22 protein-coding genes and 4 tRNA genes are annotated in these 21,736 nt (G+C 48.4%); 17 read left to right on the top strand and 9 right to left on the bottom strand.

What is annotated here, in order from left to right; translation table 11 throughout:
- Positions 1 to 3: 3 nt before the first annotated feature.
- From NFX39_RS06265 to NFX39_RS06250, 4 genes are all read left to right on the top strand, one after another.
- Positions 4 to 76 (top strand) — tRNA-Asn (locus NFX39_RS06265).
- A 3-nt stretch (positions 77 to 79) separates the two neighbouring features.
- Positions 80 to 152: transfer RNA gene (locus NFX39_RS06260), tRNA-Thr, on the top strand.
- 225 nt (positions 153 to 377) lie between these two features.
- A complete protein-coding gene (locus tag NFX39_RS06255; protein ID WP_252444073.1) occupies positions 378 to 893 on the top strand; it encodes a Panacea domain-containing protein in 516 nt (171 codons plus the stop codon).
- Positions 893 to 1,300 carry a hypothetical protein gene (locus tag NFX39_RS06250; RefSeq protein ID WP_252444071.1) on the top strand — a complete coding sequence of 136 codons (408 nt, stop codon included), beginning with the start codon at positions 893 to 895 and terminating at the stop codon, positions 1,298 to 1,300. Before NFX39_RS06255 ends, NFX39_RS06250 begins: the two co-directional genes overlap by 1 nt.
- 45 nt (positions 1,301 to 1,345) lie before the next feature.
- Here the strand turns inward: NFX39_RS06250 and NFX39_RS06245 are convergent.
- Positions 1,346 to 1,431 (bottom strand) — tRNA-Leu (locus NFX39_RS06245).
- 122 nt (positions 1,432 to 1,553) lie between these two features.
- On the opposite strand from NFX39_RS06245, the gene NFX39_RS06240 reads away from it, so the two are divergent.
- The 4 genes from NFX39_RS06240 (at position 1,554) to NFX39_RS06225 (ending at position 4,844) form a co-directional block, all read left to right on the top strand.
- A complete protein-coding gene (locus tag NFX39_RS06240; RefSeq protein WP_252444069.1) occupies positions 1,554 to 1,889 on the top strand; it encodes a hypothetical protein in 336 nt (111 codons plus the stop codon).
- Positions 1,889 to 2,659, top strand: coding sequence for a triose-phosphate isomerase (tpiA, locus tag NFX39_RS06235; RefSeq protein ID WP_252444067.1), 771 nt, complete (start codon positions 1,889 to 1,891; stop codon positions 2,657 to 2,659). Before NFX39_RS06240 ends, tpiA begins: the two co-directional genes overlap by 1 nt.
- 194 nt (positions 2,660 to 2,853) lie before the next feature.
- Positions 2,854 to 4,179, top strand: a complete 1,326-nt coding sequence (gene eno, locus NFX39_RS06230) for a phosphopyruvate hydratase (protein WP_252444065.1) — start codon at positions 2,854 to 2,856, stop codon at positions 4,177 to 4,179.
- Positions 4,180 to 4,274: 95 nt separating this feature from the next.
- Positions 4,275 to 4,844, top strand: a complete 570-nt coding sequence (locus NFX39_RS06225; protein WP_252444063.1) for a DNA-3-methyladenine glycosylase I — start codon at positions 4,275 to 4,277, stop codon at positions 4,842 to 4,844.
- A 74-nt stretch (positions 4,845 to 4,918) separates the two neighbouring features.
- Here the strand turns inward: NFX39_RS06225 and NFX39_RS06220 are convergent.
- A tRNA-Arg gene (locus NFX39_RS06220) sits at positions 4,919 to 4,990 on the bottom strand.
- 18 nt (positions 4,991 to 5,008) lie between these two features.
- Positions 5,009 to 5,644 (bottom strand): YigZ family protein, encoded by a 636-nt coding sequence (locus NFX39_RS06215; protein ID WP_252444061.1) that lies wholly within the window; start codon positions 5,642 to 5,644, stop codon positions 5,009 to 5,011.
- An 87-nt stretch (positions 5,645 to 5,731) separates the two neighbouring features.
- Between NFX39_RS06215 and NFX39_RS06210 the strand changes: the two genes are divergently transcribed.
- From NFX39_RS06210 to NFX39_RS06180, 7 genes are all read left to right on the top strand, one after another.
- Positions 5,732 to 6,916, top strand: coding sequence for a DEAD/DEAH box helicase (locus tag NFX39_RS06210; RefSeq protein ID WP_252444059.1), 1,185 nt, complete (start codon positions 5,732 to 5,734; stop codon positions 6,914 to 6,916).
- A 410-nt stretch (positions 6,917 to 7,326) separates the two neighbouring features.
- Entirely contained in the window at positions 7,327 to 7,770 is a 444-nt protein-coding gene (locus NFX39_RS06205) for a ComF family protein (RefSeq protein WP_252444057.1), read from the top strand.
- Positions 7,771 to 7,942: 172 nt separating this feature from the next.
- Positions 7,943 to 8,926 (top strand): rod shape-determining protein, encoded by a 984-nt coding sequence (gene mreB, locus NFX39_RS06200; RefSeq protein ID WP_252444055.1) that lies wholly within the window; start codon positions 7,943 to 7,945, stop codon positions 8,924 to 8,926.
- Between the two features lie 11 nt (positions 8,927 to 8,937).
- On the top strand, positions 8,938 to 9,147 hold the full coding sequence (locus tag NFX39_RS06195; protein ID WP_252444053.1) for a DUF2969 family protein: 210 nt from the start codon (positions 8,938 to 8,940) through the stop codon (positions 9,145 to 9,147).
- 72 nt (positions 9,148 to 9,219) lie between these two features.
- Entirely contained in the window at positions 9,220 to 10,431 is a 1,212-nt protein-coding gene (locus NFX39_RS06190; protein ID WP_252444051.1) for an FtsW/RodA/SpoVE family cell cycle protein, read from the top strand.
- 9 nt (positions 10,432 to 10,440) lie between these two features.
- On the top strand, positions 10,441 to 11,436 hold the full coding sequence (locus NFX39_RS06185; RefSeq protein ID WP_252444049.1) for a DUF2785 domain-containing protein: 996 nt from the start codon (positions 10,441 to 10,443) through the stop codon (positions 11,434 to 11,436).
- 52 nt (positions 11,437 to 11,488) lie between these two features.
- Positions 11,489 to 12,631, top strand: a complete 1,143-nt coding sequence (locus NFX39_RS06180; RefSeq protein ID WP_252444047.1) for a D-alanine--D-alanine ligase family protein — start codon at positions 11,489 to 11,491, stop codon at positions 12,629 to 12,631.
- Positions 12,632 to 12,859: 228 nt separating this feature from the next.
- On the opposite strand, the gene NFX39_RS06175 is transcribed toward NFX39_RS06180, so the two are convergent.
- The 5 genes from NFX39_RS06175 to rpsD all read right to left on the bottom strand — a co-directional run bounded on the left by NFX39_RS06175 (position 12,860) and on the right by rpsD (position 17,288).
- Entirely contained in the window at positions 12,860 to 13,312 is a 453-nt protein-coding gene (locus NFX39_RS06175) for a universal stress protein (protein ID WP_252444045.1), read from the bottom strand.
- A gap of 480 nt (positions 13,313 to 13,792) precedes the next feature.
- Positions 13,793 to 15,088, bottom strand: coding sequence for a replication-associated recombination protein A (locus NFX39_RS06170; protein WP_252444044.1), 1,296 nt, complete (start codon positions 15,086 to 15,088; stop codon positions 13,793 to 13,795).
- 61 nt (positions 15,089 to 15,149) lie between these two features.
- On the bottom strand, positions 15,150 to 15,518 hold the full coding sequence (locus NFX39_RS06165) for a DUF1694 domain-containing protein (protein ID WP_252444043.1): 369 nt from the start codon (positions 15,516 to 15,518) through the stop codon (positions 15,150 to 15,152).
- Between the two features lie 70 nt (positions 15,519 to 15,588).
- Positions 15,589 to 16,407 carry a hypothetical protein gene (locus tag NFX39_RS06160; RefSeq protein ID WP_252444042.1) on the bottom strand — a complete coding sequence of 273 codons (819 nt, stop codon included), beginning with the start codon at positions 16,405 to 16,407 and terminating at the stop codon, positions 15,589 to 15,591.
- A gap of 269 nt (positions 16,408 to 16,676) precedes the next feature.
- On the bottom strand, positions 16,677 to 17,288 hold the full coding sequence (gene rpsD / locus NFX39_RS06155; RefSeq protein ID WP_252444041.1) for a 30S ribosomal protein S4: 612 nt from the start codon (positions 17,286 to 17,288) through the stop codon (positions 16,677 to 16,679).
- A 430-nt stretch (positions 17,289 to 17,718) separates the two neighbouring features.
- Between rpsD and NFX39_RS06150 the strand changes: the two genes are divergently transcribed.
- Positions 17,719 to 19,419, top strand: a complete 1,701-nt coding sequence (locus NFX39_RS06150) for a septation ring formation regulator EzrA (protein ID WP_252444040.1) — start codon at positions 17,719 to 17,721, stop codon at positions 19,417 to 19,419.
- 94 nt (positions 19,420 to 19,513) lie between these two features.
- Here NFX39_RS06150 and NFX39_RS06145 read toward each other — a convergent pair whose 3' ends face one another.
- Entirely contained in the window at positions 19,514 to 20,920 is a 1,407-nt protein-coding gene (locus NFX39_RS06145; protein ID WP_252444039.1) for an APC family permease, read from the bottom strand.
- A 154-nt stretch (positions 20,921 to 21,074) separates the two neighbouring features.
- On the opposite strand from NFX39_RS06145, the gene NFX39_RS06140 reads away from it, so the two are divergent.
- Entirely contained in the window at positions 21,075 to 21,647 is a 573-nt protein-coding gene (locus NFX39_RS06140) for a guanylate kinase (protein WP_252444038.1), read from the top strand.
- The last annotated feature ends 89 nt before the right edge of the window (positions 21,648 to 21,736 follow it).

Below are 21,736 nucleotides of genomic sequence, written 5' to 3'. Positions count from 1 at the left end.
TATTCCGAATTAGCTCAGTTGGTAGAGCACACGACTGTTAATCGTGTTGTCGTCGGTTCGAGCCCGACATTCGGAGTATGCCGATGTAGCTCAGTTGGTAGAGCACGGGTATCGTAAACCTGGGGTCGAAGGTTCGAATCCTTTCGTCGGCACTAAGCAAAGCAGCTCAGATTTCTGAGCTGCTTTTTTTGTGCTTTCAGGCGGAAAGGCGAGCAAATTTCAAAGCAAAAAAGACGAGCTCACGGGCTCGTCTTTTTGCGTTTTTAAACAGTAAAAATTTCTTTGTATAACATCCAAAAACCCTCTTGCTAAAGCGTTTTAAGGTGCTATTCTATAGGTGTGAAAATCACTTTTAAAAGCCTTGTAGGAGGTACAAAATGAAGACATGGAAAGCACTACAAGTTGTGGATTGGATGCGTGGTTACAATTTCGGCGAGATGAAAGATAATCCTGCTGTAGAAGAATTGACACAGCTGAAGGCGATGAAACTGCTGTACTATGCGCAGGGAGTTGCACTGGCCGTTTTTGATCAGCCAATCATCCAGGAACCAATTGTCGCTTATCGTCTGGGACCTGTTGTTGAAGAGGTTCATCGAAAATATAATCATCGACGAGCAATCGTGAATATAACGATGCCGGATGGGTTCGTTGTGAACGAAGAAAACGGAATTGATCCGGATGCTTATGAAAACTTTTCAGAAATTTCTGAGGATCGAGAAAGTAACGCCGTGCTGTCCCGGGTGATGGAAGTGTTTGGAGATGAATCCGCGATTGAACTCATGGAACGAACCCATGAGGAACGTCCTTGGAAGGAAACAAAACAGAATGAAGAAATTAATTTGGATCTGATAAAGGCTTTTTTCCTGGATGAAATTGTAAAGGTGGATGATTAATGAAAAAAGAAAAAGCAGTTGAAACTTCATCGCTTCATGGCTATGAGGTTGAATATCCATTGTTTAACTTTTCATTCATGACGAACGAAAAACGATATGATTTAAGGCGTCAAGAAAATGGGGCGGTTGATAAAATTCTACTGCAGAAAATCTTCCATCTGTCTCAATTGACGATGAAAAATATTAAGCTGTTACCACGGGAGAAAGGGGTTGAAAACCTGTCCGAAACACAAATCAAGAAAGCACTATTACCAGCAGTATTCGTTGATAGCGGCCGTTATGCTGAATGCGCTTCTGGTTATTGTGTTTTCCGACTTGGTAAGTCCGGTCGAGTGTTTTTAAAACGTCGAAAAGAATTGTTCTACGTCATCGCCGTCGATACCCATTTTGACCTCTATAAACACTAAAATAAGCACAAAAAAAGCAGACCCAAAGGTCTGCTTTTTACTAAATGCGGATGGCGGGAGTCGAACCCGCACGTCCTAAAGCGGACACAGGATCCTTAATCCTGCGCGTCTGCCAATTCCGCCACATCCGCAACTTAACTCATTGAATTTTACAGAGGTTTCGGCCCTTTGTCAAGAAGCAAAAGAAAATTTACTATTCTTTTCGTCGGCGGTCCAAATATTTGTTAAACTAATACAAGATTGGAGAATGCTGATGAAGTTATTTAAGTGGTCCAAACAAGACCAGCAAGAACAAGAAGACCAGGGGCAAATCGAATTGCTGCAAGCAGAAAACGATGAACTCCTTGGTCAAATCGAGTCCTTAAAGCTCGATGTTACTGAATTAGAAGTTGAAAAGGCACGCTTGGAAGAAGTACTCTCCCGTTCCGGATACAAGAAGCGTATCATTCGGATTGGTTTGGGGTTGACGGTTTTGGCTATCACTTACGCCGTTCTCGTACTCGTCGGGGAACGTTCAACGAACCTTCCATGGCTTTTGCTCATTGAGGCGGCCTTCATCTTCTTCATGGGAAGAGGGGAAGAGAAGTAATGAATAACAATCGTCGACCACTTGTTTTAGCTAACTGGAAAATGAACATGGAACCACAGGAAGTGGGTCCATACTTAGATACCATTTTGCCAGAGGTTGAAAAAGATACCGATGCTGACGTTGCCGTTGCAGGGCAGGATTTGTACCTCGCCCAAATGGTTGCAAAGGTAAAGGGCTCACAGCTTGCCATTGCCGCCCAAGACGCACACTGGGAAGACCAAGGGGCTTTCACCGGTGAAACCTCTCCGAAGGCGCTCAGCACCATTGGCGTGTCCTACGTGATGATTGGTCACTTCGAGCGTCGTAAGTTCTTCAACGAAACGGACGAACGCGTGAACTTGAAGACGAAGGCGGCCTTGAAGAATGGGTTGAAGCCAATCGTTGACTTGGACGAAGACTTGTCTGCCTACGACGGACAAGCAATCGATCAGGTGGAACTCTCACAGTTGAAGAAGGCGTTGACTGGCATCTCAGAAGAAGAGATGAAGGATGTCACCATTGCTTATGAGCCAACCTGGGCCATCGGGTCTGGGGAAGCGGCCTCAGCTGAACAAGCTGAGAAGTCCGCTGCTTTGATTCGTGCGTCACTGGCGAACTTGTACAACCAGGACTTGGCCAACCAAACGCGAATTCTCTACGGAGGTTCCGTGAATACCTCTAACGCTGCTTCTTTCTTCAAGCAAGCAGACATCGACGGTATCTTAGTTGGTAAGGCGGCGTTGAATCCACAAACGTTCTTGGATTTAATTGATATCGCACAACAAGCCTAAATTTAGTCGTTCTAAATGAGAATGAAAGAGTCAGCCACGGTTCGGGGCTGACTTTTTATTTTGTTGATTCCAAAAAGAAAAGACCAAAATTGGGCATTCTTGCACAAATTCTTGTTCAATTTGAGTTTTAAGGGTGTTATACTTTAATTGGAATTGTATAAACAATAACCCACATACAAAAGGAGAACAGATAGATGTCTTTGATTTCTGATATTATCGCACGCGAAGTCCTCGACTCACGTGGAAACCCTACGGTTGAAGCCGAAGTAATCACTGAAGTTGGTGGATTTGGACGTGGAATCGTTCCATCCGGTGCCTCAACTGGTGAACACGAAGCCGTTGAATTGCGTGACGGTGACAAGAAGCGCTTTGGTGGTAAGGGAACTTCTAAGGCCGTTGCCAACGTTAACGGTCCAATCGCCAAGGCTTTGGTTGGTAAGTTCGACGTAACTGACCAACGTGCCATCGACCAAGCAATGATCGACTTGGACGGAACTGCTAACAAGGGTAAGTTGGGTGCCAACGCTATCTTGGCTGTTTCTATCGCTGCTGCCCGTGCGGCTGCTGACGAATTGGGAATGCCTTTGTTCTCATACATTGGTGGTATGAACTCATACGTATTGCCAACGCCAATGATGAACGTTATCAACGGTGGTGCTCACTCAGATAACAAGGTTGACTTCCAAGAATTCATGATCATGCCTGTTGGTGCTCCTTCAATGAAGGAAGCTATCCGTTACGGTGCAGAAACTTTCCACGAATTGAAGAAGTTGTTGGCCGCTGATGGTAAGGCTACTTCAGTTGGTGACGAAGGTGGATTCGCTCCTGACTTCGCTAACAACGAAGAACCATTGCAATACTTGATCAAGGCCATCGAAGGTGCTGGTTACAAGCCAGGACAAGACATCGCCATCGCTGTCGATGTTGCTTCTTCTGAATTGTGGGACGCAGACAAGTCAAAGTACATCTTGCGTTGGTCAACGAAGGAAGAATACACGACGCCAGAATTCATCAAGTACTTGGAAGGCTTGGCAGATCGTTACCCAATTATCTCAATCGAAGATCCTATCGACGAAAACAACTGGGATGACTGGGTTGAAATGACGAACGAATTGGGCAAGAAGGTTCAATTGGTTGGTGACGACTTCTTCGTTACGAACACCAAGTTCTTGGCCAAGGGAATCAAGATGGGTGCCGCTAACTCAATCTTGATCAAGGTTAACCAAATCGGAACGATGACTGAAACGCTCGAAGCTATCGAAATGGCTAAGGAAGCTGGTTACACGGCTATCGTTTCACACCGTTCAGGTGAAACTGAAGATACGACGATTTCTGACTTGGTTGTTGCTACGAACGCTGGTCAAATCAAGACTGGTTCAATGTCACGTACTGACCGTATCGCAAAGTACAACCAATTGATCCGTATCGAAGAATTGTTGGACACGACTGCTAAGTACAAGGGAATTAACTCATTCTACAACTTGTCAGCTCAAGCTCGCGAAGCTATCCAAGCTAAGTAATTCTTTATAAATAAAAAACGCTCTTCGGAGCGTTTTTTTTCTGCTTTCAAACGTATGATTAGTTAGGGAGTCCTATTAAGACGAAAGGAGACACCATGCCAAAACGATGTTCATGGGTTAATTCAAGCGACCCGACCGATATTTTGCTCCGCTATCACGATGATGAATACAGCAAAATCGTACGCGATGAGCGTCTGACTTTTGAATGGCTATCGCTCGAATTGTTTCAGTCGGGATTGAACTGGCGGATCGTGCTATCAAAGCGGGCAGCCATGCAGAGGGCCTTTGCCTACTTTGACGTGGACAAGCTCGCCAAATTTACTGAAGAGGATGTGGAACGGTTGCTAAAGGACCCGACCATCATTCGCAACAGGATGAAAATCGAAGCTGTCTTGAAGAACGCCAAAGAGGTTGCCGATTGGCACGAGCGCGGACTGTCTTTGAACGCCTACTGCTGGGATGAAGCAGAGGGGGCGCGAGAAGACGTTGGTGCTGGGCCTGGGGAAAAGATGGTGCCAAGCACGCCCTTATCCCAAAAGATTAGTCGGGACCTAAAGGCAAGCGGCTTTTCCTTCACTGGACCGGTGGTGATTGAATCCTTTTTGCAGGCCATCGGGATTCACAACGGACATAATCAAGACTGTGCCTGGCACGACGTGCTGTGAGTGACAAGCCAGGGCAAGTTAAACAAAAAAGCAAAAGAAAAAGGACGAGCGATGCTCGTCCTTTTTTTTCATAGTGCGCGATCCGGGAGTCGAACCCGGATTGCAAGAACCGGAATCTTGAGTGCTATCCATTACACCAACCGCGCGAACTATGTAATTATAACCTATTTTTTGTCAATTTCCAAGTACGTTTCGCCGACTTTATCGAAGCTAATCCGCCCAGCAAAGCGGTTTGTGAGTTCTTCTTCGAAGGCTTTAACGTTCTCCGGAGCGACGGCCACATCGTGGTGAACGGCCGTGTCATATGAGGTGTCATGAACCAGATATTCGTTTTCGTTCAGCCAGTATGTCAGCTCATCGTTGTTGGAATAATCAACGGTCAACTTCAAGACGGCGCGGTTCAAGCGTTCGACCAAGCCGAGGTCGTCTAAACCACCAGCCGTTGTTCCGGCATAGGCGCGAATCAAACCACCGGCCCCAAGCTTAATTCCACCAAAGTAGCGGGTGACGACTGCCAAGACGTTGTGAACACCCTGCTTTTGCAAGACTTCCAACATTGGAACACCGGCTGTTCCGGATGGTTCCCCATCATCGGTGTAGCGTTTGATCTCGTCGTTGTCCCCAATCACGTAGGCGTGCACGTTGTGTGTGGCCTTGTAGTGTTTCTTATTCACCATCTCGATTTTTTCCTTGGCTTCCTCTTCGCTGTTCACGCGGGCCAAGTAGACAATGAAGTCCGACTTCTTGATTGTTTGCTCCCAGGTACCTTCCTGAGGTTTTAATAAGTAAATGTGTTCCATAATGCGTATTATATCACGGGGAAAAAGAAAGAGAGAAGACGAAAAGGTTGATTTTCCGGCCTTTTGAACCGCTATGAGGAGGATGCGATGGCAGAATGGAATACAAAAGAAGTTAAAAGCGAGAACTTATACGGACGGTTGCTCACTTGGCCGAAGGTCTGGCCGGTGCCAAAGGGGGCACGTGTGCTGGCGACCTTTGTCAAAGGCCGTTGCTTTCGCTGTGGGGAGGACAAGTGCAGTTCGATGCCTGGTGGCCATCGTTACTGTCTGTCCTGTTTGGCTTTAGGGAGGGTTTCGTCGCGCGATTCGTTTGTGACTTTGCCAGAACCTAACCGATTCAAACCTTTTTCAGGGATGACCTGGTCAGGAAAGTTGACGCCCCACCAGGAGGAAGTGGGACAGGGGCTTGTTCGGCACTACAAGGGCGGCGAGGACCAACTGGTTTGGGCGGTTACGGGAGCAGGCAAGACGGAGATGCTGTTCTTAGTCGTGGACTACGCTTTGCGGCACGGACACCGGGTAGCCTTGCTGTCACCAAGAGTCGACGTGGTGCTCGAGCTGGCGCCACGCTTAAAAGCCGTCTTTCCGGTGTTCACGCAGGTCTTGTACGGCGATCAGGAGGAACCCTACCGCTACTCACAGCTCGTAATCGGGACGACCCATCAGGCGCTGCGCTTCTACCGTGCCTTTGACCTAGTGATTGTCGACGAGGTTGATGCCTTTCCGTTTCGGGATAACGCCGTCTTAGAACGGGCGGTGAGTCATTCGAAAAAGGAGACGGGCAACGTCATCTACTTGACGGCGACACCGTCGAAGAAATTGTTGAGCATGGGCCGCCACGGTGAGTTGGTCGTGCACGAACTGCCCGCCCGCTTTCACGGCCAACCGCTACCCGAAATTAAAATTTGTTACGGCTGTCAGCGCTGGAAGGAGCGACCGCCAAACGCGTTAATTCACGCTGTGAAGCGCTGGGAGAAGCAGGGCTTACCCTTCCTAATCTTCTTACCGCACGTGACCGACCTGTCGACTGTGGGCGAGTACGTGGCAACGCTTACTAAAACGACGGGGACGACGGTTCACGCCTCGGACGAGGACCGCCTCTTAAAAGTCGGACGCTTACGCGCCGGCTCCTATCGCTACCTCGTCACCACCACGATTTTAGAACGGGGCGTCACCCTGCCTGGTCTTCAGGTGGCCGTACTAGGTGCCGACTCACCCGATTTTTTCCGCCAGTGCTTTGGTACAGATTGCCGGTCGGGTGGGACGCAGTAAGGACTGCACCGACGGCGACGTACTATTCCTCGCCGAGAACCCAAGCTGGCCGATGTTCCAGGCCCAGCGCGCCATTAAACAGCGAAATCGATTAGCTAAAAAACGTTCAGTGCATGCCGGAGTTCACCATTCAACATGAGAAAGGAAGCAAGATGAAGAAATGCCTGATTTGCGATAAACGACTGTTTGAACACCCGACCATGCTCCACATTCTGTGGGGCGAAGAGACTGCTGAGAGCAACTACTGTCTCGATTGCTTAATGGCCTTTGTCCCACTAATCGGCCCGCATTGCCCGGGCTGTGGCCGGACCGTTAACAGGAAAGGCGGACTATGCGGCGATTGCTGCTACTGGCGCGACAAACAGGTGCCACTACTGAAAAACCGAGCGCTCTATGTCTACGACGAACACATGAAAAATTACATGGCCAAGTATAAGTTCATCGGCGATTACCGAATGGGCCGGCTGTTTGAAAATCGGATGCACGACTTCATTAAGAAGGTGGTCAAAGAAGACCGAATCGATTACATCGTGCCCATCCCGGTTTCAAAACTCCGCTATGGAACGCGTGGCTTTAATCAGGTCTTCTTGTGGTTACCAAAGACCCCGAAGATATTGGAAGCGCTAGTGGTTGTCCCAAACAAGGGAAAGGACCAGTCGGAAAAAACGCGGGTGGCGCGACTGCACGCTAAGCAGCCCTTTTTGCTTGATGAAGACAAAGCCATTCGGTTGAAAGGAAAGCGCGTGTTGCTAGTGGACGATGTTTACACGACGGGACGCACGCTCTATCACGCGCAGGATTGCCTGCTTGATGCGGGCGCTACCTATGTGTCGTCTTGCACGCTCGCCCGTTAACGAGCACGACAAGTCTTTTAAATTAAGGAAAAATTTTTCATTTGATTGGAAAAGACGGGGAAAGATTACTTGGAATTGGCCTTTTCTACTAGCTAAATATGGTATAATCGAAAGGATTGTAGGGGAGGAAATGAACTTCCCTCAGTAACCTATATTTTGGAGAAAATGAACGATGGCAAGAGATATTGGAATTGATTTGGGAACAGCCAACGTGTTGATCTACGTCGAAGGTGAAGGAGTGGTTTTGAACGAACCATCCGTTGTCGCCGTTGACGATAAGACGGACCGCGTATTGGCTGTTGGTTCAGAAGCTTACCGCATGGTTGGTCGTACGCCTGGTAACATCCGGGCCGTACGTCCATTGAAGGACGGAGTTATCTCCGACTTTGACATCACGGAAGCCATGTTGACTTACTTTGTTAACAAGTTGAACGTGAAGGGCTTCATGTCAAAGCCAAACATCATGATCTGTGCGCCGACGAACATTTCTGAAATTGAACGAAAGGCAATCATCCAAGCGGCTGAAAAGGCTGGTGGTGCCAAGGTTTACTTGGACTACGAACCAAAGGTTGCGGCTATTGGTGCCGGTTTGGACATCTTCAAGCCAGTTGGATCAATGGTTATCGACATGGGTGGTGGAACGTCAGACATCGCCATCTTGTCATTGGGTGACATCGTTGTCGCTGAATCAATCCGTGTTGCAGGTGACCGCATGAACGTGGACATCGTGAACTACTTGAAGCGTGAACACAACTTGGTTGTTGGAGAACGTTCAGCTGAAACGATTAAGATTGAAATCGGTTCTGCTTTGCCTTCAGACAACCCTAAGACGATGGCTGTCCGCGGACGTGACAACTTCCAAGGAATGCCACAAACGATTACGGTTAACGCAAACGAAATCGAATCTGCTTTGCACGAAACGCTCGCGCAAATCGCTGATGCCGCTCACTTGGCATTGTCAAAGTTGCCACCTGAATTGGCAGCTGATATCATCGATCGCGGAATTATGTTGACCGGTGGTGGATCATTGCTCGAAGGAATCGACAAGTTCTTGTCAGACCGTTTGGGTGTTCCTGTCTTCATCGCTGAATCACCATTGGATAACGTGGCCAAGGGAACCGGTGCTTTGCTGGAACACATGATGGCCAAGGGCTAAGGAGTTTTTTGATGTCTAAGAAAAATCAGAGCTTTGCTGTTTCATTAAAAAAGGCAAATGACCAAGTACAGGTCTTTGTCGACGACCGTGAAATCGGTCTCATCGAAGAAAGCCAGGGCGCTTACAAAGCAACCTTGGGTAAGCAAGTTGTGATTGCTTCTGCTCAGTCAGAAGACGAAGCTTTGCAAGCTTTGCTTTCTTCATACAACCTTTATTATTAACCCTTAAAAGAATCCTTTGCCTCGGCAAGGGGTTTTTGTACATAAAAAGCTTTATCTCTAAGGGAGAATCTGATGCAACGTTTCAACGCCCACAAAACAAGTCGTACTTCGGCCTCCGAACTCGACTGGGGAATGATCCTCGTCTTAATCTTACTCATGTTAATCGGTTTGTACTCTTTGTACTTTGCCATCCTGGACGGTGGAAAGGGTGCCTCACCAATTCGTGCCATCATCATGCAATTGCTCTACTGGGTGATTGGGGCTTTGATGATTGCCTTTATCATGCGCTTTGATGCCTTCCAGCTCTGGCGGTTGGCACCGGTGGCATACGGACTAGGAATCGCCCTGCTGATTGCGGTGCTCTTCTTCTACAACCGTGCCTTGGCGCTGCAAGCCGGGGCGAAGTCCTGGATTGCCTTTGGACCGGTCTCGATTCAGCCCTCGGAAATTGTGAAGCCAGCCTTTATTTTGATGCTGGCCAAGGTTGTGGCCAACCACAACCGTCTCTACCCAGAACACACGGTGGAATCCGACTGGGTGTTGATCTTTAAGATGGCCGGGGTGTTCTTGCCCGTTGCCTTCTTAATCGCCTTGCAAAACGATTTGGGAACGTTGCTTGTGTTCATCGCCATGCTTGGTGGTATCACTATCGTTTCCGGAATCACCTGGCGCATTCTTGGGCCTGCGTTGATTTCGCTTGGGGCCTTGGCTTCCACGATGCTCTTCTTCGTGACGTCAGCCATTGGTCGTAGCATCTTGGGGGCCTTTGGTTTCCAGGCCTATCAGTTTGCCCGTATCGATGCCTGGTTGCACCCGGGACAAGATACTTCTGACTCTGGTTACCAGACTTACCAGAACTTGAAGGCCATTGGGTCCGGACAGTTCTGGGGTTCTGGTTTCGGAAATCTCAAGGTCTTTGTGCCGGTTCGTGAATCCGATATGATTTTCTCCGTTATGGGTGAGACCTTTGGATTTGTTGGTGGGGCCTTCTTGATCGCCGTTTACTTCCTCTTGTTGTACTTGATGATTAAAGCGACCTTCAAGGCCCGCAACACTTTCTATGCCTACATCGCAACGGGTGTTGTCGTGATGGTGCTCTTCCACGTCTTTGAAAACATCGGAATGAACATCGCCCTCTTGCCGTTGACTGGTATTCCATTGCCATTCATCTCGCAGGGAGGTTCGGCTCTGCTCTCCAACATGATTGGAGTCGGGTTGATTATGTCGATGTCCTATCAGCAGAAGAGTCGCGTCTTTAATGAATCAAACGACTTCTCATTGTAAGGAGGTCTTATGGAAGAATTAGACGGTATTTATTCGCAGGTTTCCGTTCTCTTAAGCGAACTGAAGGCTGGTAAATTACTCGAGTCGTTGCCGGACATGTTACTGGCCATTCGACAGAGCGTGAACTATGGCTCGAAAACGCCGATGCCGCCTTTGCTTTCGGAATACGAGTCGCTGGATCAAATGGCGGCTTACCAGGATCTTTGGGCAAAGGAAGAAAAGGGCGAGATTGCGCCAAAGAAGATGGACGACGACGACCTTCGTCGCTTCCTCTTCCTCCTGTCCGCCACGGACTCAACGATTCGTGACACGGGTGCTTTCTTCTTTCTAGGAAACGCCATCTCCAACCACCACTTGGACGCCGAGCAGCTCAAACGCGTCACGTCTGAAATCGTGGATGACTCACGAATGTTGAGCCATGTCTTGGAAGAAAAAAACGATGGGGCCTTCTACCGGTCCTACTGCCTGGCATTGTTGGCCATCCTCATTAACGAAAATGAAAACGGCCCAATTGAATTCATCGATGCCACGATGAAGGATTACATCGTTCAAAAACTTGCCGTTTTGATGTTGGCAGAAAAGGATACGCGCGGGTATACTGAAGACAACGGTTGGGTGCATTTTTACAGTCACCTGGCGAATGTCTTGGGTGCCCTCTTTGAGGACCCAAAGTTGGCACGTGCCGACAAGCTCTTCTTGTTGGCCTGCTTGATGACGAACCTACGCACGCTGGATACGCCGTTGACGATGGGTGAGATGGGCCGCTTGGTTGGAACCATCCTGAGCTTGGCGAGCCGCCATGCGTTATATGCGGACTACCTGTTGTTGACGCTGAAACTTTGGCGCCAGGATTTGGGCAACGAGCCGTTTATTCAGAGCCGCTCACGTTGGCAGAAGCTCTATAACCGCGTGGACTTCTTCCAGCAAATTCTCGCCTTTGGCGAGAAGGCCAGTCCGAAAGAAGTTTGGGAATACGCCCAAGCCACTAAAAATTACTTATCATAATAAAACCAGCTGGTTTGCCAATTGGCTCCAGGCTTAGAAAAGGAAAAGAACTATGGCAAAGCAACACGTTGTATTACTCTTCGGTGGAAACTCTTCAGAACACGATGTGTCAAAGCGTTCCGCTTACAACTACTACAAGGCGCTTGAAGAAACGGGCAAGTACGATTTGTCCGTTGTCGCCATCGCTCAAAACGGATACTTCTTGGACGCTGACCGTTCAATGAAGATCATGATGCAAGAAGACGAGCAACCACTCGTCGATGCTTACATGGCGGAATTGAAGGAAAAGGGCATCTTGTCACCAATCAAGGCCTTGGAAGACTTGCCTGAAATTGACATCTTCTTCCCGGTTGTCCACGGTAACTTGGGTGAAGACGGTACCTTGCAAGGCCTCTTCCGCCTCTTGGACAAGCCATTTGTTGGGGCTGCTTTGCGTGGTCACGCCGTATCATTCGATAAGGTGTTGACGAAGGAAATCCTGACGCAAAACAACATCCGCAACACGAAGTACTTGGTGACCTACCAAGCCGACGACAAGAAGCTTACTTGGGCTGAAGTTGAAAAGGAACTTGGTTCCGTTGTCTTTGTTAAGGCGGCCAACCAGGGTTCATCCGTTGGAATCTCACGTGCTGAAAACGAAGCGGAATTCGAAGCAGCCTTGAAGGATTCCTTCCAATACGACCGCAAGGTCTTGGTGGAAGCAGCCGTTAACGGCCCTCGCGAATTGGAAGTTGGGGTTATCGGAAACGATGACATCCTCGTTTCTGAAATCGGAGCCCACCAAGTGCCTGACCAAGGTGGAGACGGTAAGGGTTGGTACGACTACCACTCAAAGTTTGTCGACAACTCCGAAGTGGCCTTCGAAATTCCCGCCAACTTGCCTGACCCTGTCACGGCAGAAATCAAGGAAATGGCCGCTCGTGCCTACCGCGTCTTGAACTTGCAGGGTGAAGCCCGCATGGACTTCTTGATCGACGAAGACAACGTGCCTTACTTGGGTGAACCAAACACGTTGCCAGGATTCACGAACATGTCTTTGTTCAAACGTCTCTGGGACTTCTCCGACATCAACAACGCCCAACTTGCCGACAAGATGGTGCAGTATGGATTTGAAGCCTACAAGCAATCAAAGCAAATTTCTTACTCATTCGAATCATTGGGTGAAGAAAAGGTTGGAACGTTTAACGGTAAGTAAGACGATTGAAGCGTTCGAATTGTTTGATGCCGATTGTACGTTTTGAAAATCTGTTCCGGGCGGCAAGAGCCGCTGAACGGGGCCAAAAATAAAAGCCGTTCTCAATCGATTGGATTGAAAACAGCAGTTGAAACTTCAATAAAGTATTTTAAAAAGCTGACCTGTGATGGTCAGCTTTTTTGTTGTGTTGGTGAGCGCCGCCGGGAGGGGGCGCGTTTTTACAGGAACTTAATCCTCTTTACCCTTCACGACCAGCACGTCCACTGGCGACACGCGCGTCACGTAGGCCGTCACGGAACCCACCACGATTCGCTCGACGGTGTTCATTCCCGTCGCCCCAATCACGATGATGTCCGCATTCGTCTCCTTCGGAATATCGTTTGCTAAAAGCGACTTCGGTGAGCCGTAATCGATTCGGTAATCGACCACCTCAACGCCCATTTCCTCAGCCTCTTTCTTGTAGGCGGAGAGCATCTTCTTGGCCTCCTCCGTAATCGTATCGACCATCGAATTATCGAACGCCGTCACGTTCCGAATCGCGCGCGGATCAATCACGTTGGCAATCACGAGCTTACCACCAGCTCCCGCTTCTTTTGCCATCGAGATACCCCGGTGCAAGGCCGCCTTCGCTTCCTTTGAGCCATCCACTGGCACTAAAATGTTTCGGTAGAACTTTGACATATTTCGTCCTCCTTTGTCTTCTTTAGTATAGTCCTAAATTCGAAAAAAGGGGAATTTATGAAAGATGGTAATAAAAAAAGCCCACGTTAAGTGGGCTTCCGTGGTTTTACCACGACACTCTGTTGGTACCGTTAATCACCGCTCAGATTTTCCTCGAAAATGTCGAGGTGGGTGGTTCAAAGGTAGCGCTGGTTTACCAAATGAGAAGGCCTAACCATTACTAACTCATTCCCGCCCTATTAAAAGGTTGTAAGGAAAAAGCTGTAAATGCAGTAACGCGTATACCAGAGTTCACCTATAGTATAACGAATCGCATTCCAAAATGTCAGTCTTGACATCAGCCGATTTCTGTTTAAAATAGGGTGCTTTTATTGAACGTTTTTCGGGCTTTTGCCCCTGTCGACGCTGGACATTTTCAGGCTTTTTGCCCGGTCAAAGTCCAACCCGACCCGTACACCTTCACTCCCTTTGGCCAACAGCTTATTTGCCCTTCAACCCCTTATCCTGTTTATCCTTCAATGTCTTGTTCACGTCCTTCAACTGCTGTTCGAAGGGTGAATTGCCCTTCGGCTTGAAGTAGTGATCGTTTTTGATGGCGTCCGGCAGGTATTGTTGGGCGACCCAGTCGTTTTCAAAGTCGTGGGGGTAGATGTAGTCGTTTCCGTGACCAAGCTTGGATGCTCCGGCGTAGTGGGCGTCCTTCAAGTGAGCAGGAATGGCCTGCGCCTTGGAACGGGAAGCTTGTGCCAAGGCCGCATCCATGGCCGTGTAGGCCGAGTTGGACTTCGGTGACAGCGCGAGTTCGATGACCGCGTTGGCCAATGGAATCCGTGCTTCGGGCAGTCCCAGCTTCTCGGCCGTTTGGATGGCGGTCACCGCGCGGAAGGCGGCGTTGGGGTTGGCCAAGCCGATGTCTTCGTAGGCGATAACTGTCAGGCGACGAACCAGAATTGGCAAGTCGCCGGCGGCAATCAAACGCGCCGTGTAGTGAAGGGCAGCGTCGACGTCCGACCCACGAATGGACTTCTGCAAAGCGGAGATGACGTCGTAGTGGGCGTCCCCGTCCTTATCGGCGGACAGCGCCTGCTTCTGAGAGGTCTCCTCGACGACTTCCAGGGTGATTGGAATCTTGCCCTCGGCGTTCTTTTCAGTTGAAAGCACCGCGAGTTCGAGTGAATTCAAGGCGGAACGCAGGTCCCCGTTTGTGGCCTGGGCGAGGTGCTTCTTGGCAGCGTCCTCCATAACGACGGGGTAATTTCCGAGTCCCTTTTCCGTATCATTCAAGGCGCGGTCGATGGCGACTTGGATATCATCCGTTGATAATGGGTGAACCTGGAAAATCTGAGTACGCGAGCGAATGGCGGGCGTGACGTTCAGGTAGGGGTTCTCGGTGGTGGCCCCAATCAGGATGATGGCGCCGGACTCGAGGTGGGGGAGCAGGAAGTCCTGCTTGACCTTGTTCAGGCGGTGAATTTCGTCCAGAAGCAAGACAACCGTTCCGGACATTTTGGCTTCCGCAGCGACGGCTTGCAGGTCCTTTTGCGAATCGGTGGCCGCGTTCAGTGCGCGGAAGGCGAAGTTCGTGGAACCGGCGATGGCAGAGGCGATGGATGTCTTTCCGGTGCCGGGTGGCCCGTACAAAATCATGGACGAGAGGCGCTTGGCGGCGACCATGCGCCAGATAATCTTGTTTTTGCCGACGAGGTCCTGCTGGCCAACGATGTCTTCAATTTTTTGAGGTCGCATCCGAAAGGCGAGCGGTTGTTGTCCTGGCATGGCGAATCCTTTCTGTCTTTTTGTATAAAAACGGCCGGCTTAGCCGGCCTTTCCCCACTGCTTATAGTTCAATGTTGTCGATGTTGACGGCCGTCTTGGCCGCCAACACGATGGCGTATGGATCAGTCACTTGCTTACTTACCTCGTTGTTTGAAAGTAAGGAGTAATTGTTACCGGATGCAATGGCCAGCTGCAAGTAATCGATGTAGCCGGCGCCACATTGGTCCTGGTCGATGACCAGGTTGGCATCTGGGTTTTGCTCCAAGCGTTCTTTAAGCGTTGACTTGGCGTTGTCATCATTAATTTGTGACACCTTGATGGCCAAGATGACGCGTTCCCGGTAGGTACCGAGGTAGAGCCGCTTTTCATCGGGCTTCAGGTTGGGACCTGATCCGTTTTGGTTTTGTTCGAGTCGATCGTTCACATCCATGATGTTGACCTCCATTGCTTACTGATACTAATTATACGTAAAAGGGGAAGGGGATTCAAAAAGGCAATACTCATTCTTCGTTAAGTGTACGTTCTAAAGTTTTATGTATAGTATTAATGATACTGGATAATGCAACTTTTCGATCTTTTTCAGACCAATTTTCATTTAGTATATTTGTTCTAATAACGGATAGCGAATTTTGTTCTGCTTTAGATTTCAAAATTTTCTCAACAGGTGCATACTTATTCCAAACCATTGCCTTGATTTGAGCATTGTTAATGAAGTATTCATTTATTTTTCCAATAACGCTATTACCTCCTCGAATTCCAAGCTCTGCGTAGTTTTCTTTTTTGTCATTAATTGCTTTATCGTAAATAAGTGCATGTAAAATTGAGTGTTCAAGCAAATCAGCGTAGGTGAGGTTTGGGACATCTTGAAAATTATAAACCTTGCCAATGCTTTCGTCAGAGTTTAACCCTGAAGACATCAATTTTTCCTTAATTGAATAACAATTTGCAATGCTAGAAAGATTTGGGTACTCTTTTTCCATATCGTGGTGAATTTCATATCCAGAGAGGTTTGTATTGCTTTTATTTACCGTCTTTATACCATCAGCAATGGCACTTTCTTTGTCCTTATTCAAGCAATTCGTTAAGGATGTTCGACCATAGTAGTTTTTTAAAGTATAGTTATTTCCGTTATTTTCACACCCTTTGTAATATTCACTATTTGCATAATCTGACGGATTATTCGCATGCTTCACCACAGTCAACGCGTCATCATAATTAAGTCGCAGGAGATTGTTATAATACTCAAAATTTTTAGTATGGGGCTTTAGTTCAATCGTCTTATTTTCTTTGTATGTAAAGGATAGAACGCATTCACTCATCTCTTCTTCTCTCTTCTCTTTTAATACCTACCATTATACGGCCCAATGGCCCTCGTCTTTGACTTTTGCAGGAATCTTTACCAAAAGAAAATAAAGCAAGGGGGCGGGGATTGAAAAGTGCGCTCAAAATAAAAAGAGCGGGCGTAGAAAACAGGGCGACAACCAAGCAGGCATGGCACCGGTCAGCAGCCAGCACCATCAAAATGCACACAAAAAAAGCACCCGCATAAACGAGTGCTTTTTGTACCGTAACCGGTTGGGTAATGAAATTATCCAAGACGGTTGTAGTATTCAACGATAAGAGCTTCGTTGAGGTCTGCATCGAGTTCTGAACGTTCTGGCAAACGAACCAATGAACCTTCCAACTTGTCAGCGTTGAATTCAACGAACGCAGGACGTGAAACCACTGATTCAACAGCGATTTGGATTGGAACAATGTTCTTTGACTTTTCGCGAACAGAGATCACTTGACCAGGCGTAACTTCGTATGAAGGGATATCAACGCGCTTGTTGTCAACCAAGATGTGACCGTGGTTAACCAATTGACGAGCTTGTTGACGCGTAGTGGCCAAACCTAAACGGTAAACGAGTGAGTCCAAACGACGTTCGAGCAAGATCATGAAGTTCGTACCGTGAGTACCTTGACGGATCTTACCAGCCTTGTTGAACAAACCGTGGAATTGACGTTCAGTCAAACCGTAAGTGAAACGCAACTTTTGCTTTTCAGCCAATTGCATTCCATATTCAGAAACCTTACCGCGACGTCCTTGTCCGTGGTCTCCAGGGGCGTAGGCACGACGTGCCAATTCCTTACCAGTTCCAGAAAGTGAAACACCCAAACGACGTGAAACACGCCACTTTGGTCCAGTATAACGTGACATAAATATGTCCTCCAAAATGTATTTTTGCTGTACATTTGAGGGCCTGCACCAGATGCGTGCAACGTCAAAAGATTCGTTTCTCAGAAACCGTAGCTCAGTTCTTACTAACGAGTAGGGACGTTGTTGACGCGCTTCTTTGCAGACTGCTACTCAATACAACTTCAATCATTATAACAGGGTTTTGGTCCCAATACAAGCACGGGTGCGGGCGGGTAGCGCCCGACTTTGCCAGGGGATAAAGGGGACGTCGTTTCGTATAATTTAATGATGGCTGTCAAAGTCAAACCCGACCCAGCCAACGATGACCCGACCCAGCCAACTATATGGAAGAAAAGTTAAGAATATACTAAAAAACCGTCCGAAAGCCTTCAATTAAACAAAGTTGGTGTAAAGTTGTTACTAGATTATATGGAAGAGACGGGAACAAACTATGGTAATCATCGTGGGATTAATCATCGTATTGCTTGCCTTCGCGTTGGTGGCTTGGGCCATCTTGACGCAACGCAAAGCAGCTGGCCAGGTGGCCGACTTTGAACTCGCTAAAAAAGCACTCTTGGACGAACGCGTGCAAGACGACATCAAAAAGGCCAAGAAGATTTCTTTGACGGGACAGGCCTTGCGCGAATACCAGACCATTCAAGGACAGTACCAGTACTTGAAGGACCGCTTCAACAAGATTGACCAAGAACAGTACAACGCCCAGAAGCTGACCGCCGGATTGAACGTCTGGGGAACGAAGAAGGCCTTGCATACCTTGTTGTCACTCACGAAGGAAGCAGCGCAGGTTCAAGCAAGCATCAAGGATGGCTTGGATAACTTGTATCAGCAAAACGATCGCCACCACGCGGCCATCCGCCAGTTGCACGACGAACGTCCTGCCATCATGGAACGGATTAAAAACGAGCCCGAATCATTCGGCCCAGCAAAAGATAAGTTGTTGGCCTTCATCCAACAGGGAGAAGATTCTTACCAAGAATACTTGGGCTTTGTGGAAGACGAAAAGGCAGTGGAAGCAGCCGAAGCCTTTGAAGCACTTGGAATGGAAGCGGGTCAGGTCACGAACTACTTGCAGACGATTCCGATGCTTTTGTCTCAATTGAACGGCAAGTTTGCTGAACAAATTGAGGAAATCGAAAACGGGGCCGAAGAGCTGCGCCAGCGCGGTGTGATTTTGGACGAAGACGCCTTTAAGGCTGACTTCGCCTTCTTTACAGAACAAAAGGAGAAGGAACTGTCCGCCATCGCCGAATTGAAGATGAAGGAAGCAAGCGACATCGCGACAGCGCTCGAAGCAAAGATTCAGTCTTTGTACGATATGTTGGAAGCGGAAATGGCGGCGTACCACCGTTACTTCAAGCAACAGGAATTCATCCAACAGGGCTTTGACCGTGTGAAGGAACAAAACCACTCCTTGATGATTGAGTTGGCCTACTTGAAGGGTCGCTTCACGCTGAACCACGATGAAGAAGAACAGCAACAGGCCTACGAAAAGGAAATCGAAGACTTAGTAGCTGGACAAAAGGAAGTTTCCGACGCCTTGGCCCACAAGACGATGACCTACAGCAAGGCTTTGGACCGTCAGAACAACTGGGTACTCTTGATTAAGGAATTGGATCGTGATCAAATCGCTTTGTACAAGCAGATTGAAACCTTCCAACCAGCCTTGAAGTCCGCTAAGCAACGTGCCCAAGAAGACGTGGCATCATTGAAGGACTTGAAGCGCAGCATGGAACGTCGTGACTTGCCAGGATTGCCTAAGTTGTTCTTAGACCACTTCTTTGCTTTGTCCGACGAGATGGACCGCCTGGAAAAGGCTTTGAACGCCTCCCAAGTAGACTTGGATGACGTTCAGCGCCAGGTGAACATCGTGTCATCTGATTTGGATACGTTGAGAGAAGAGGCGAAGGTTGTGGCTGAGCAGGCCGATCTTTCTGTCACGCTCGTGCAGTACGCCTCCCGTTATCGCGAAGATCACGGACAGATGGCACAGGTCTTGTCACAGGCGAAGGACTTGTACGAAAAGGAGTTCGACTTTGCCGCGATTATCGAAAGCATCAAGCCGGTGCTAAACGAAATCGAGCCGGACGCCTACGCCCGTTTGGTAGCAAACCAAGACGATGTGGAATTGTAAGTTCACGATGATCAGCTAGTTCTAATCAGTGGCTATTTTAAGCACATAAAAAGCACCGCCCAATCGGGTGGTGCTTTTTTATTACTGTTATTCGTTAATCCTTTGGCTTCAAGGATGAGTGCTTGATGCCGTATAAGAAGTACCAAACCAGTCCGATGATGACCCAAATGCTGTACAACTTGAACGTTTCAAGGGACAACTGGGAAATCAAGAAGAGTGAAATCAACGCAATCAAAGCGGGAAGGACGGGGTACAAAGGCATCTTGAATCCGTCGTGCTTCAAGTCCTTGCGCTTACGCAAGAAGAGCACACCCAGCGTGATGAAGAAGAAGGCCGTCAACGTACCGATGTTGATTAAGTTGGTCAACGTTGAAAGGGGTACGAGTCCAGCCAAGAAAGCTTCGACGAACACGGCCAGGATGATGGCGTTCTTTGGCAAGTGCTTTTCGTTCACCTTACCAAGGGTCTTCGGCATCAAACCATCACGACCGAATGAGTAGGCTAGGCGGGATGAGGCGAAAATCAAAGCCAACACGGCCGTAAACATTCCAATCAAGGCACCAATCGTAATTACAACGGAGAACTGCGTTTGCTTGATGGCTTGAAGAGCAAAGGCGGCGGGGTCATCAACGCCCAGTTGCTTGTAGTTGACGATTCCCGTCAAGACGATGGCAAAGAGTGTGTATAGCGTTGATGAGATAACAACCGTTCCGAGGATTCCGCGAGACATCGTCTTCGTGGGGTTCTTGACTTCGGCGGCGTGGGCGGCAATCGTATCGAATCCCAGGAAAGAGAAGATGATGGCAGCCGTTGCGGCGGTGATACCACCCAGACCAAAAGCACCGCTGTGGAATTGCTTAGGGTAGAAGTCCGCGTAGTTTTCAGGCTTGATGAAGAAGAGACCACCAATGACAAAGGCCAAGATGATGGCGATCTTCAAGACGACCCCCGCGTTTTCGACTTTTTTGGACTGGGACAAACCGGCAAACAAGATGAAGGTTGCCACCAAGATGACCAAGACGGCCAAGAGGTTAATGACACCACCTTCGAGTGGGCCAGCCGTTAGGTAAGCGGGCAAGCCAAGTCCGACGACGTGCAAGAGCGAGTTTAAGTAGGCGGAGAACCCGGTGGAGATGGCGGAAACAGCCAAGAAGTATTCCAAAATCAGGGACCAACCAAGAATCCAACCGATGATTTCACCGTAGATAACGGAACCGTATGAGTAAGCGGAACCGGCAACAGGCATTGCAGAAGAGAATTCAGCAAAGGCCATCCCACAGACGCCAGAAAAAAGTGCAGCGAGGAAAAAGGAAATTGCAACCGCGGGACCGGCGTGGTTCGCGGCTTCGTGTCCGGGGAGTATAAAGATACCGGAACCGATAACTGTTCCGACACCCAATCCGATCAAGTCCTTGGTCGACAAGACACGCGCCATGCGCCCGTCTTTTTCCAAGTACCCTGAAACGGACTCTTTTGCAAAAGCTCGTTTTAGTATATGCATAATTTTTCCTCATTATTCTCTAATGTATTTATCAATCTTAGCAACATAAGGCGTAAAAGTCAAAAGCGATTCGGATTTTTTAAAGCCCTTTTCAATTAGCGAAATACTTTCTTCTATATAAATGATAAAATGAGGGGCATTAGGAGGAAGTGCTATGCAGAAAAGAGTCATCGTCATCATGGGGGCCGCTGGAGTTGGAAAGACATCCATCTGTTCATATATAGGAAAGAAGTTTGGAATTCCTCAAGTGATTACCCATACCACCCGTGCGATGCGTGAGGGGGAAGTAGATGGAAAAGACTACTATTTTGAAACGCCTTCTTCCTTTAAGGAAAAGCACTTCCTTGAATCGGTGACCTATGCTGGTAACTCCTATGGTTCTTCCATTGAAGGGCTGAACCGTGCCTGGGAGCAATCCGACCTCGTGGTGACGGTCTTAGATACGAAGGGTGGTATCACTTATAAGGAAGAGTTAGGTGATCAAGCCTGGCTTTGGTACGTGACGATTTCTGACCAAGGCAAGTTGGTGGAGCGTTTGCACCAACGTGGGGATGGGGATGAAGCGGTTGAAAAGCGCATTAGCTCTCCTGAGTTTAAGCGGGACTTGGCCCTGCCAGCAGTGCTGAAGGGAAAGGCGGAGGTCCTCGTGAATGACGATTGGGAAAGTTTGAAGCTGCAGGTCGATGGCTTGATTAATGACTACGAGTCAAACGCAAGACTTTCTTAATAAAATTCCTTGAAAAAAGCATTGACGAAACCTAGGCGAGTCCGTATACTAATTATTGTTCCTTGCGAGGGACAAGGCGCTTATAAAAA

Origin of the sequence: Fructobacillus apis (genome assembly GCF_023893635.1) — a bacterium.
Classification (GTDB): Bacteria; Bacillota; Bacilli; order Lactobacillales; family Lactobacillaceae; genus Fructobacillus; species Fructobacillus apis.
This window is presented reverse-complemented; position numbering and strand designations above follow the sequence as displayed.